Genomic DNA, 12421 nt, shown 5'->3' with positions numbered 1-12421 from the left:
GGAGTTTCCCATGAGCAAGACCCGTCTCACCTTCGGCCTGATGCTGCAGGGCGCCGGCAGCCACATGAATGCCTGGCGCCATCCCAGCAACCCGGCCGATGCCAGCGTCAATCTCGACTTCTTCATCCGCAACGCGCGCAAGGCCGAGGAGAACGGAATCGCTTTCGCCTTCGTCGCCGACGGGCTCTACATCAACGAAAAGTCGATCCCGCATTTCCTCAACCGCTTCGAGCCGCTGACCATCCTCTCGGCACTGGCGACGGCGACCAGCAAGCTCGGCCTCGTCGGCACGGTCTCGACCTCCTATAGCGACCCGTTCACGATCGCCCGGCAATTCGCCTCGCTCGACCTGATCTCGGGCGGGCGTGCGGGCTGGAATGCCGTCACCTCGCCGCTGGAGGGCTCCGGACGCAATTACAGCCGCCCGCATCCCGAGCACTCGCTGCGCTACGAGATCGCACATGAGCATCTCGAAATCGCCAAGGGGCTCTGGGATTCCTGGGACGACGACGCCTTTCCGCGCGAGCGCGAGAGCGGCCGCTTCTTCGACCGGGAGAAGCTGCACACGCTCGGCCATAAGGGGCGTTTCTTCCAGGTCGAAGGCCCGCTCAACATCCAGCGCTCGCCGCAGGGCCAGCCGGTGATCTTCCAGGCGGGCGCCTCCGATGCCGGCATCGGCCTCGCCGGCCGCCACGCCGATGCGGTCTTCGCCAACCATGTCTCGCTGGAGGAAGGACAGGCCTTCTATCGCAGCATCAAGACCAGCGCGGTCGCACATGGCCGGCTGGCCGGCGATGTGAAGATCTTCCCGAGCGCCGGGCCGATCGTCGGCCGAACCCGGCAGGAAGCCGAGGACAAGTACCAGGCGATCCGCGACCTGATCTCGATCGAGGACGCCCTCGCCTATCTCGGGCGCTATTTCGACCATCATGATTTCAGCGCCTATCCGCTCGATGCGCCCTTCCCGGAGCTCGGCGAGATCGGCAAGAACAGCTTCCGCTCGACCACGGACCGGATCAAGCGCAATGCGGCGCTGAAGGGCCAGAGCCTGCGCGAGGCGGCCCTGGAAGCGGCGACGCCTCGTAGCGAGCTGATCGGCACGGCGCAAGAGGTCGCGGACACGCTGATCGAACGCGTCGAGAAGCAGGCGGCCGACGGTTTCATCCTCGGTTTCCCGGTACTCGGTCAGGGGCTCGACGACTTCGTCGATCTCGTCATCCCCGTGCTCGAAGCGCGCGGCGTCTACAGCCGCGACCTGTCGGGCCGGACGCTGCGCGACCATCTCGGCCTGCCGCGCCGGGAGAGCCGGCATGCCGCCCAGTCAGCGCTCCTGCCGCGCAAGGCCGGCTGAGCGCCGCCCGCAGATCGACCACAGATCCCCGATCCGAAAGGCCGTCCGATGGCAGACGCATTCTTCTACACCACCCCGCTGGATCCGCTCGCCCAGCCTCTGGTCGAGCAGCTGACCTGGGAGTACGCAACCCGCTACGGCAGCTATTTCGGCGAGCCGCCGGGCGCCGAGATGAGCCGTTATCCGGCCTCCCTGTTCGCGCCGCCGGAAGGTAATTTCGTCCTGGTGCTGCGCGAGGGCCGCGCCATCGCCGGCGGCGCCTTCAAGCGCTATGACGAGCAGACGGCCGAGCTGAAGCGGGTGTGGACCGACACCGCCTTCCGCCGCCAGGGGCTGGCCCGCCGCGTCGTCGAGGAATTGGAAGCGCAGGCCGTGCGGCAGGGCTATGGCAAGATCTTCCTGACCACCGGTTTCCGCCAGCCCGAGGCCAGGGACCTTTATCTCAACAGCGGTTACACGCCGCTCTTCGACCCCGCCGTCGATCCCGAGATCTACAAGAAGCTCGCCTTCGAGAAAGACCTCGCCGTCGCGAACCATCCGCCGCTGACACCAGCAGAGCAACTGCCGCTCAGCGCCGCCTGACCGCGCCGCGCCCCAAGCATTCAAGGAACGAGTTCCAGCCATGACTCTCGCCAGTGACCTGGCGGGCCTGCCGACGCACGCCCGCAGCACGCCGCCGACACGCGATTTCAGCCGCTTCCGGATCGTGCCGGCGCGCTATCCGGCGCGCACCATCGGCACCGCCTTCGCGGTCGTCGTGATCTTCGCGATCCTGAACTCGATCCTCTCCAATCCGCGCTGGGGCTGGGACGTCTTCGCCGAATGGTTCTTCTCCGAACCGGTGCTCGCGGGGTTGGGCCGGACCCTGCTGCTGACCCTGTTCGGCACGGTATTCGGCTTCCTGCTCGGCACCGGACTCGCCCTCGCCCGCGTCTCCGGCTCGCCGCTGCTGGCCTCGCTGTCCTGGGCCTATGTCTGGCTGTTCCGCTCGATCCCGCTGATCGTGCTGCTGCTGATCCTCAACAATCTCGGCTATCTCTATTCGACGATCTGGCTCGGCGTTCCCTTCACCGGGATCACCTTCGCCTCCTGGTCGACGACGCAGCTGATCACGCCCTTCTTCGCCGCGGTACTCGGCCTGACCTTGCATGCGGCGGCCTTCTCGTCGGAGATCGTTCGCGGCGGCATCCTCTCCGTCGACCAGGGCCAGCATGAAGCAGCCGCGGCGCTCGGCCTGCCGCGCAGCCGGCAGTTCACGCGGATCGTGCTGCCGCAGGCGATGCGGACGATCCTGCCCAACGGCTTCAACGAGATCATCCTGCTCGCGAAGGGCACCTCGCAGGTCTACATCCTCGCCCTGCCGGAGCTGTTCTATACGATCCAGATCATCTACCGGCGCAATCTCGAGGTGATCCCGCTGCTGATGGTGGCGACGGTCTGGTACCTCGTCATCCTCAGCGTGCTGTCCTTCGTCCAGCACCATATCGAGCGCTATTATGCGCGCGGCGCGCTGCGCAATGCGCCGCCCTCGCTGATCGCACAGGCGCTCGCCCGCCTCGGCCGCTCGCGCAATGCCGCCGCGATCCGCCACGCCGAGGCGCCGGCGCGGACGACTTCGGCCCCCGCTTCGCTGGCGAGCCTGTCGCCTCGTTCCGGCGGCGAGATCCGGATCAGCAACGTCTCGAAGAGCTTTGGCCCATTGAAAGTGCTCGACGATGTCAGCCTGGCGCTCCGCCCCGGCAGCGTCACCGCGATCATCGGCCAGTCCGGCTCCGGCAAGTCGACCCTGCTGCGCTCGATCAACCATCTCGAACGGGTCGATGCCGGCTTCATCGCCATCGACGGCGAGCTGATCGGCTACCGCCAGGACGGCGATACACTCTACGAGCTCAAGGAACGCGAGATCCTGAAGCGCCGCGTCGATGTCGGCATGGTGTTCCAGAGCTTCAACCTGTTCCCGCATCTGACCGCGATCGAGAACATCATCGAGGCGCCGCTTTCGGTGCGCGGTGTCAGCCGCGAGCAGGCCTTGGCCGAAGCCCGCGAACTGCTCGCCCGGGTCGGCCTCGCCGAAAAGGCCGACGCCTATCCGCGCCAGCTCTCCGGCGGCCAGCAGCAGCGCGTCGCCATAGCCCGAGCGCTCGCCCTTAAGCCCAAGGTCCTGCTCTTCGACGAGCCGACCTCGGCGCTCGATCCGGAGCTCGTCAACGAAGTGCTCGACGTCATCAAGGAGCTCGCCCGTTCCGGCACGACGCTGGTGATCGTCACCCACGAGATCGGCTTCGCCCGCGAGGTCGCCGACGAGGTGGTCTTCATGGAGGCCGGCCGCGTCCTCGAATTCGGTCCGCCCTCCCGCGTGCTCGGCGAGCCCGACCATCCCCGCACCCGCGAATTCCTCGCCAAAGTCCTCTGACCGACCATCCCAAAGGAGCCAGACCATGATCAACCGACGCAACACGCTAGCCCTGCTCGGCGCCGCCTCGGCGAGCGCGCTTCTCCCCTCGTTCGGCCTCGCCCAGCAGGCGATCGATCTTTCGCCCGAGCAGCCCGGCCGGCCGCGCGGAACGCGCGACGAGGAGGCGATCAAGCTGATCGACAAGAACGCCAAGTTCGTGAAGGACGGCGTGCTCACCGTCGCTAATGCCACCGGCCGCCTGCCTTTCGGCGGCTATGCCACCGACACCAGGACGGTGATCGGCTCCGAGCCCGACATCGCTCAGCTCGTCGCCGACGCGCTCGGCCGCAAGCTCGAGATCGTCTCGGTTTCCTGGGCCGACTGGCCGCTCGGCGTCGCCTCCGGCAAATACGATGCGGCGATCTCCAACATCACCGTCACCGAGCAGCGCAAGGAGAAGTTCGACTTCTCGACCTATCGCAAGGACCTGCTCGGCTTCTATGTGAAGAAGGACAACGAGATTCAGATCCGCGATCCCCGCGACATTGCGGGCCTCAAGGTGATCGTCGGTTCCGGCACCAATCAGGAGCAGATCCTGCTGCGCTGGAACGAGCAGAACGTGAAGGACGGGCTGAAGCCGGCCGAGATCCAGTATTATGACGACGATGTCGTGCTCTATCTCGCGCTGGAGACCGGGCGGGCCGACGCCTATCTCGGCCCGAACGCCCTTCTGAGCTTCAAGGCGGCTCAGGAAAACAAGACCCGCCTCGCCGGCAATTTCTCGGGCGGCTGGCCGGTGCTCGCCGAAATCGCGGTGACGACCAACAAGGGTGCAGGCCTCGCCGACGCGATCACCCACGCGCTCAACGGCCAGATCAGGAACGGCAACTACGCCAAGGCGCTGGCGCGCTGGAATCTCGCGGCCGAGGCGATCACGGAATCCCGCACCAACCCGCCCGGCCTGCCGAAGAAGTGATTGCAGACAGGGCGCCGCACCCGACGGGCTGCGCCCTGATCACCGACTTATGGAGATGAAGATGATCAGACGGTGCGACCTGCGGGCGCTCGCCTTTGGACTTGCAGCATTCGGCCTGCTCTCGGCCTCGGCGCTTGCCCAGGCACCTTTCGACCTCGGCCCGGAACAGCCCGGCCGCGTCCGGGCGGACAAGCAGCCGGACGCGATCGCCGCGATCCCGAAGGGCTTCAAGTTCGTCGAGCCAGGCGTGCTGACGGTCGCAGTCAGCCCGGGCGGGCCACCGCTCGCCACCTATGCTACGGACGCCAAGACCGTGGTCGGCGCCGATGCCGATTTCGCCCTGCTGATCGCCGACAGCCTTGGCCTCAAGCTCAACCTGCTGCCGATCGCCTGGGCCGACTGGCCGCTCGGCCTCGCCTCGGGAAAGTATGACGCGGTGATCTCCAATGTCGGCGTCACCGAGCAGCGCAAGGAGAAGTTCGACTTCTCGACCTATCGGCAGGGGCTGCACGGCTTCTTCGTCAGGGCGGACAGCAATGTCGCAGCCATCCGAGAACCGAAGGACGCGGCGGGCCTCAGCATCAGCGTCGGCGGCGGCACCAATCAGGAGCGCATCCTCGTCGAGTGGAGCAAGCAGAACGTCGCCGCGGGGCTGAAGCCGATCGAGTTGCAGCTCTTCGACGACGAGGCAGGGCGCCTCGTCGCCCTGCGCTCGGGGCGGGTCGACGCGATCGTCCAGCCGCATGCGCAACTCGTCTTCATCGCGGCGCGCGACAAGGATATCAAACGCATCGGCACGCTCAGCGCCGGCTGGCCGCTGAAGTCGGACGTCGCGATCACCACACGCAAGGGCAGCGGCCTCGTCGATGCGCTGACCATCGCGACCAACAACCTGATCGCCAACGGCAAGTTCCGCCAGTCGCTGGCGCGCTGGCAACTCGAGGAGGAGGCGCTCGACCGCTCCGAGACAAATCCGCCCGGCCTGCCGAAGTACTGAGCCATGACCAAACTAGCGATCCGCCGCCTCGCCTTTCTGACGCCGGGCAATTACGACGACGCCAATCCGCGCGCCGGCCTCGAACAGACGCTCGCCCTGTTCGAGCATGGCGAGGCACTCGGCTTCGACAGTGCCTGGGTGCGCCAGCGCCATCTCGAGCCCGGCGTCTCCTCCGCCGCGACCTTCCTTGCCGCCGCGACGCAGCGCACCAAAAGGATTGGGCTCGGCACCGCCGTGATCCAGATGGGCTACGAGAATCCGTTCCGACTGGCAGAAGACCTCTCGCTGGTCGACGTCCTCTCAGGTGGACGGCTCAATGTCGGGCTCAGCGCCGGCCCGCCGCCCTTCGGCAAGCTGCTCGGCGAACGCTTCTTCGACGGCGATTCCGCCGCTCTCGATTTCTCCCATGCGCGGGTCGCGCGGCTCGCCGCCAACATCGAAGGCGACTGGCTCGGCGAGCCCGAGACGCGGATCACTTCCGCCGCCGGCGAGCACCGGCCGCGGCTGAGGCCGCATGCACCGGGGCTGAGGCAGCGGCTCTGGTATGGCGCTGGTTCGCAGCGTTCGGTGCGCTGGGCCGCCGAGAACGGCTTCCACCTGCTCGTCGGCAATCTCAACACCGGCGAGGAGAGCGACGATTTCTTTGCCACGCAGAAGCGCCACATCGAGACATTCCGCACGAACTGGCGTGGCGAGAGCGAGCCGAACATCGCGGTCGGGCGGGTGATCGTACCGCTCGACGGGGCCGATCCCGTAATGCGCCGGCGCTATCGCGAATATGCTGCCGGCCGTCACCAGCGCACGCTGGCACCGCAGGGCGAGCGCCGTACGCTGTTCACGCCCGATCTCGTCGGTACGGCTGACGAGATCGCCGACCGCCTCGCTGCTGACCCGGTGCTGCCGCTGGTCGATACCTTGCGGCTCGAACTGCCCTACAACTTCGCGGCCGAGGACTATCGCCAGATTCTCGGCGACTTCGTCCGCCTGGTTGCACCCAGGCTCGGCTGGCAGCTCGGTGGAGATCCTGTACAACGCCCCGCTGTTGCCTGAAGGTTCCTCCGCCCTACTCGCACTCGCGATCGGCCTGTCCCGCGACCGCGGCAAGCGTGCGGCAGAGCCACGCGACCGAGGGGTGAGCTCCCATCCTCCGGTGCGAGAGCATCGCCATCCGCAACGGCGGGCTCTCATAGGGCAGCTCGCGGAAGACCAAGCCCTGATCGCGGAACTGCAAGACGAGCTGTCGCGGCACGAAGGCGATCAGGTCCGTGGTGGCGACGAGCAGCGGCACAGCCAGGATGTGCGAGACCGTGGCGCCAACCGTTCGCGTCAGCCCGCGCTCGCTCAGGCTGCAGCGACATTGAAGGCCTGAGGCCTGCGAGGCACTACCCACGCGCCGCGCTCAATCCGGCGCGCAGAAGGTCGTGGTGATCGGCAGGCTACGCTTCAGGGTCTTGGTCACCGGCGTCTTCTCCCAGACGGCCGCGAGCCGCTCCTGGGCGTCCGGGCCCTGCGGCAGACCGAAGAAGACCTCGCGCCGGATCTCCTCGTTGCCGTTGGCATCCCTAAGGAAGCGGGCCTCGACCTCGATCCGGCCGAGATCCCAGCCCTTGCGATCGGCATACATGCGCAATGTCAGCGAGGTGCAGGCCACCAGCGCCGAGAGCAGGATCTCGTAGGGCGCTGGCCCGGTATCGGTACCACCGGCACCGACCGGTTCGTCGGCTTTGAGGACGTGCCTGCGGGCACGGATCTCCTGGGCCAGGCCGCTTTGGCTAACGAGATGGACGGACGACATCTGAAGGCTCCTCGCGCCGGCGCGCCGGCTATTCCGGCAGGGGGATGAACTCGCTTTCGTCGGGCACCTGCCCGAAGCGGCCCTGCTTCCAGTCTTCCTTGGCCTGCTCGATCCGCTCCTTGCTGGAGGAGACGAAGTTCCACCAGATGTAGCGCGGACCCTCCAGCGCCGTACCGCCGAGGAACATCATCACGCTCGGCTGCGTCGCCCGCACGGTGATCCTGTCGCCCGGCTTGAAGATCAGCAGGCGTGGCCCCTCGAAGCGGTCGCCGGCGATCTCGACCTCGCCGCTCACCACATAGATAGCCCGCTCCTCATGGTCGGCATCGAGTGGCACGCTCATCCCGGTGCCGAGCACAACTTCGACATAGAACCAGTCGGAGACCATGGCGACGGGCGAGGCCCGGCCGAAGGCCGAGCCGGCGATCACCCGCGCCTTGACGCCATTGTCCTGGATGATCGGCATGTCCTCGGCGGCATAATGCTGGAAGGACGGCGCGATCTCCTCCTTGGCGGCCGGCAGCGCGATCCAGCTCTGCAAGCCGTACATCTGGTGCTTGCCGTCGCGGTCCGCCCCCGGCGTCCGCTCGGAATGCGAGATGCCCTTGCCCGCCGTCATCAGGTTCATGGCGCCCGGGCTGATCTCCTGGACATTGCCTTCGCTGTCGCGATGGGTGACGCGCCCGTCGAAGAGATAGGTCACGGTCGCCAGGCCGATATGCGGGTGCGGCCGGACATCCATGCCCTGCCCGGCGATGAACTGCACCGGCCCGAAATGGTCGAAAAAGATGAAGGGTCCGACCATCTGCCGCCGACCATGCGGCAGGGCCCGCCTGACATTGAAGCCGCCGAGATCGCGCACGCGCGGCACGATGACGAGCTCGAGCGCATCACAGGATTTCGGGTCACCGGTGATCGGATCGTCCGTCGGCATCCAGCCCATCGATCGTTCCTCGATTGCGCCCGCTACAGGAGGCATTTCGCGGCGATGCCGGTCCGCCTCCGCCCGAAACTATGCCCCGGAGAGGCCGGCAAGGCGAGCATTTGCGAGACGCCATTGTTCGCCTGGGCAGAACATCGCGTTCGTCAGCGCCCGGCTTTTGCGGCTTCGGGACGGTGCTAGGCTCCAGCAGCCTGATCGATGCGGAGCGCTCGATCGGTCTCTGGCGTAGTTGCCAGCGAGGCACCCGGTCAGCCTGCCGCCACAACCGCGAGGATGATGTCATGACCAGCGAAGCCATTCGCGATCCGCGCAAGGATCATCTTCTCACCCCGCAGAACTCGGCCTTCGTGATCATCGACTACCAGCCGGTCCAGGTGAACTCGATCGCCTCGATGGACCGCCAGCTGCTGATCAACAACATCGTCGGCTCGTCCAAGGCGGCTGTCGCCTACGGCCTGCCGATCATCCACTCGACGGTGAACGTGAAGACGGGGCTCAACAAGCCGCCGATCCCGCAAATCCAGAAGGCGCTGAAGGGCATTCCGACCATCGACCGCACGACGATCAACTCCTGGGAAGACGTCGAATTCCGCCAGGCCGTCGAGGCGGCCGGCCGCAAGAAGCTGATCATGACGGCGCTGTGGACCGAGGCCTGTCTGACCTTCCCGGCGCTCGATGCGCTCGCCGAAGGCTACGAAGTCTATGTCGTGGCCGACGCCGTCGGCGGCACCTCGGTCGCGGCGCATGAGGCCGGCCTGCGCCGCATCGAGCAGGCTGGCGGCAAGATGATCAGCGTGCCGCAGCTCTTCTGCGAATTGCAGCGCGACTGGGCGCGCAAGGAAACCGTCCCGGCCTTCATGAACCTGTTCATCGAGACCGGCGGCACGGCAGGCATCCAGTTCTCCTACGACCGCACCGAGTAGCCTGCCACGCCCCTGATCCCGGGATCGCCGCGACATCCGGATGGGCGCTTGCAGCCCATCCGGAACGCCGCCGCTCCCACCCACCGGGAGGAGCAGTCGAATGAGCGATATCCATGTCGTCGTCGCCCTCTATGCCAAGGCCGGCCGGGAAGACAGCCTGCGCCGGGACCTGATCCAGGTCGTCGAGCCATCCCGCCGCGAGGAAGGCAGTCTCAGCTACGATCTGTTCGTGGACATGAACGATCCGCGCCGCTTCGTCTTCGTCGAACGCTGGGCCAGCGCCGAAGCGCAGAACAAGCACCACAGCCAGAGCGAGCATATCCGCCACTTCCAGGAGAAAGGCGCCGCGAATGTCGAGAGCACCGAGATCGCCTGCTTCCTGACCCGTGTCATCTGACGCGTGTGCGCAGGGAAACCTCGCAGCCGGCGCCGCCGCGGCGCCGGCCCTCCCCTTTCTGAACCGGCTCTGCGACTGAAAGCGGTGCTCCGAAAGTCTCAGCCTGCTTCACCGCCAGCCAGCCCCCGCTCCCACGGCGCGCCGTTGGCGAGGCGCTGACCAAGATAGTCGACGAGCGCACGGACCCGCTGCGGCACATGTCGCGTCGGCGGGTAGACCGCATAGATCGTATCGGGCAGCGGACTTTCCTCCGGCAATACCTGGACGAGGCGCCCTGCCTTGATGGCATCCGCGGCGAGGAACAGCGGCAGAATCGCCAGCCCGAGCCCGGCGATCGCGAAATCCCGCATCACCTCGCCATTATTGGCGACGAGGCGGCTACGTGTCGCGACCGTCCGCGGCCGCATGTCGGGAGGGACCGGCAGGAACTGCCAGAGCTGGCTGGCATGTGCGTTCGCATAGTCGATGCAGTCATGCGCGGCGATCTCGGCGATCGACGCCGGCAAGGGTCTCCGGCGCGCATAGTCCGGGCTGCAGCAGACGACGCGGCGGCTCAGGCAGAGCTTGCGCGCGATCAGCGAGGAATCCGGCAGACGGCCGATCCGGATCGCGAGGTCGTGGCTGCCGCCGACCAGGTCGAGCATGCGATCATCGAGATCGACCGCGAACTGGAGGCCGGGATGCAGGGCAGCGAAATCGGCCAGCATCGGGCCAAGATGCAAGGTCGCGAAGCTCATTGGGGCGGTGATGTGCAGGCGTCCCTTCAAGCTGTCGGCGCGGTCCATCACGCCCTCGACGGCGCTCTCGATCGCCCGCAGCGCTTGCCGCATCTGCTCGTAGAACAGGAGCCCCTGCTCGGTCGGGCTGACGCTCCGTGTCGAGCGGCGCAGCAGGGCGACGCCGAGCGCGTCCTCGAGGTCGCTGACCCGCTTGCTCACCACCGATTTCGACAATTTGAGTTCGGCGGCGGCGGCTGTGACACCACCCGCCTCCACGACTTTCAGGAAGGTCTGCACATCGTCGAAGCGCCAGGTCATTGTTCGACCATAGCGAACGACCTCACCGCTGCGAAGGGGGCGGCGGCTCTCTCCTCACCCTCGCCCTTCCCGCGTTGCCCGCATCACCTCACCGGGCGGCGGTCGGTGTCCGGGGAGCCTGGCGCCGCCAGTTGCCAGCGCTCCCCTCGCGGATGCCGATCTGGAACAGCTCGCGCATATAGGGGCGGTCGAACTCGGATTTCGGCTTGCGCTCGAAACCGGCGGGGATGGCCGTGAACAGCACCTTGCCATTGGCGGCGCGCGCCTGCGTTTCCAGGCGAACGAGATCGGCCACGGCCTGATACTTCACCAGTGTTTCGATGGACCGGCGGGCGATGCCGATCGTCGTTTCCTGCGTAGCGGCGTATTCGGGATCGAGCCTGCCATTGCGGATGAGGTAGAGGGTGCGCTCACGGGGCAGGCCGAAGAAGCGCCGCTCATAGTCGACGAGCCGCAAGTTCGGCGGTGCGAAGAACACCTGCGAGACCGTAGCTCCGTCGACATGCAGCTCCTGATGCGGCTCCCCGGCCGCCAGCACATCGAGGCGGACGGGCGGAAAGATCGCCGGCAGCGCCGCCGAAGCGAGCAGGATATCGACCATGCGCTCGCGGCGATCCGGCCGGGCGCTCGCGGCGATCGCGGTCAGGTCCCAGATCACCGGGCGCTGGGCGTCGATATTGGTGGTCTGGATCAGAAGTCGGCGCCCCAGCCGATGTTCTGCTGCGATAGCCTCGACCATCGCGTCGGTCATATAACGCGCGATCAGGCTGCGCAGCGGCGCGTTGTCGTAAAGGCCGCTGCCGACCAGCCCGATCAGGCCCCGGTCGATATAGATGTCGCGGTCGCCATAGGCGGTGAAGACCTCCTCGAGTTGCCCGTCATAGGCCGAGCCCAGAAAGGCGAAGGGTGCCGCCAGCGCGCCGGTGCTGACGCCGGTGACCACTTCGAAAGCCGGCCGGTCTTCCCGGCTGCTCCAGCCTTTCAGAAAGCCCGCCGAAAACGCGCCATCGGCCCCGCCGCCGGAGATCGCCAGGAAATCGGCGCGGCGAAGCTCATCGGCCGCGCGCCTGCCGTCGCGCACGGCGCGGGCGGTCTGCTCATATTGCTGCGTGACGGCGGCGCGGATGTCCGGGCTGACCTCGTCGCCCCAGAAGCGCGCGAACGTCACGCCCTCGACAGCTGCAATTGGAGCAAGATTCACCGGAACGACGGAGCGCGGCGTGCCGCCGACGCATCCCGACGAGAGCGCCACGAGCATGATCATCAGGGGAGCAGCCGCACGCGACACGGTCGTCAAAGCCCACGCTGCCGGGAACCCGCAGACGGCTGAAACATAGGAGAAATCGACGTCCTTGCCACGCCCTCTTTTCAAGGCGCGTCGGCATCCAGATGGGCATGACCGCCCCATTCGGCCCATGTGGCAGCGCCCCCGTGATCACGCCCGCATCTTGCACAGCATCGCCATGGTCACGAGTGGGGCGGCACTACCGGTCCTTGCCGGGCGTTGCTCCATTTCAGAACAGCATGAGTAGCCGGCTAGATTTTCTACCGTCAGAAGGCCGCCATTGCCGATGTCCGGCCTCCTGCCGGTCGGAGTACCGCGTCAA

At 66.7% G+C, this 12421-nt stretch carries 13 protein-coding genes; 8 read left to right on the top strand and 5 right to left on the bottom strand.

Annotated elements, in window-relative coordinates; translation table 11 throughout:
• The first annotated feature begins 10 nt into the window (after window positions 1–10).
• The 6 genes from DK26_RS19110 to DK26_RS19080 all read left to right on the top strand — a co-directional run bounded on the left by DK26_RS19110 (window position 11) and on the right by DK26_RS19080 (window position 6769).
• Window positions 11–1351 carry an LLM class flavin-dependent oxidoreductase gene (locus DK26_RS19110; RefSeq protein WP_066475803.1) on the top strand — a complete coding sequence of 447 codons (1341 nt, stop codon included), beginning with the start codon at window positions 11–13 and terminating at the stop codon, window positions 1349–1351.
• Between the two features lie 48 nt (window positions 1352–1399).
• Entirely contained in the window at window positions 1400–1933 is a 534-nt protein-coding gene (locus tag DK26_RS19105) for a GNAT family N-acetyltransferase (RefSeq protein WP_066475801.1), read from the top strand.
• Between the two features lie 40 nt (window positions 1934–1973).
• Window positions 1974–3764: an amino acid ABC transporter permease/ATP-binding protein gene (locus DK26_RS29905; protein WP_083533364.1), complete on the top strand. Its 1791-nt coding sequence runs from the start codon at window positions 1974–1976 to the stop codon at window positions 3762–3764.
• Window positions 3765–3789: 25 nt separating this feature from the next.
• On the top strand, window positions 3790–4722 hold the full coding sequence (locus DK26_RS19090) for an ABC transporter substrate-binding protein (RefSeq protein WP_066475797.1): 933 nt from the start codon (window positions 3790–3792) through the stop codon (window positions 4720–4722).
• 61 nt (window positions 4723–4783) lie between these two features.
• Window positions 4784–5719, top strand: a complete 936-nt coding sequence (locus DK26_RS19085; protein WP_066475842.1) for an ABC transporter substrate-binding protein — start codon at window positions 4784–4786, stop codon at window positions 5717–5719.
• Between the two features lie 3 nt (window positions 5720–5722).
• A complete protein-coding gene (locus DK26_RS19080; RefSeq protein ID WP_066475795.1) occupies window positions 5723–6769 on the top strand; it encodes an LLM class flavin-dependent oxidoreductase in 1047 nt (348 codons plus the stop codon).
• A 13-nt stretch (window positions 6770–6782) separates the two neighbouring features.
• Here DK26_RS19080 and DK26_RS19075 read toward each other — a convergent pair whose 3' ends face one another.
• The 3 genes from DK26_RS19075 to DK26_RS19065 are packed head-to-tail and all read right to left on the bottom strand — an operon-like array spanning window position 6783 to window position 8457.
• Complete coding sequence (locus tag DK26_RS19075; protein WP_066475794.1) at window positions 6783–7109, bottom strand: LysR substrate-binding domain-containing protein; 327 nt, start codon at window positions 7107–7109, stop codon at window positions 6783–6785.
• A 9-nt stretch (window positions 7110–7118) separates the two neighbouring features.
• Window positions 7119–7514 (bottom strand): OsmC family protein, encoded by a 396-nt coding sequence (locus tag DK26_RS19070; protein WP_066475793.1) that lies wholly within the window; start codon window positions 7512–7514, stop codon window positions 7119–7121.
• Window positions 7515–7542: 28 nt separating this feature from the next.
• A complete protein-coding gene (locus tag DK26_RS19065) occupies window positions 7543–8457 on the bottom strand; it encodes a pirin family protein (RefSeq protein WP_066475792.1) in 915 nt (304 codons plus the stop codon).
• A gap of 281 nt (window positions 8458–8738) precedes the next feature.
• Between DK26_RS19065 and DK26_RS19060 the strand changes: the two genes are divergently transcribed.
• Window positions 8739–9380: a hydrolase gene (locus DK26_RS19060; RefSeq protein WP_066475789.1), complete on the top strand. Its 642-nt coding sequence runs from the start codon at window positions 8739–8741 to the stop codon at window positions 9378–9380.
• A gap of 100 nt (window positions 9381–9480) precedes the next feature.
• Window positions 9481–9777 carry a putative quinol monooxygenase gene (locus DK26_RS19055; protein ID WP_066475787.1) on the top strand — a complete coding sequence of 99 codons (297 nt, stop codon included), beginning with the start codon at window positions 9481–9483 and terminating at the stop codon, window positions 9775–9777.
• A gap of 98 nt (window positions 9778–9875) precedes the next feature.
• Here the strand turns inward: DK26_RS19055 and DK26_RS19050 are convergent, their stop codons facing one another.
• Together DK26_RS19050 and DK26_RS19045 are read right to left on the bottom strand one after the other, a co-directional pair.
• On the bottom strand, window positions 9876–10814 hold the full coding sequence (locus tag DK26_RS19050) for a LysR family transcriptional regulator (protein WP_066475784.1): 939 nt from the start codon (window positions 10812–10814) through the stop codon (window positions 9876–9878).
• A gap of 88 nt (window positions 10815–10902) precedes the next feature.
• Window positions 10903–12078 (bottom strand): patatin-like phospholipase family protein, encoded by a 1176-nt coding sequence (locus DK26_RS19045; protein WP_066475782.1) that lies wholly within the window; start codon window positions 12076–12078, stop codon window positions 10903–10905.
• Between the last annotated feature and the right edge of the window lie 343 nt (window positions 12079–12421).

This window comes from Allobosea sp. WAO, from assembly GCF_001509835.1.
Classification (GTDB): domain Bacteria; phylum Pseudomonadota; class Alphaproteobacteria; order Rhizobiales; family Beijerinckiaceae; genus Allobosea.
The sequence above is the reverse complement of the archived record's forward strand: the minus strand, read 5'-3'. Positions and strand labels throughout refer to the sequence as shown.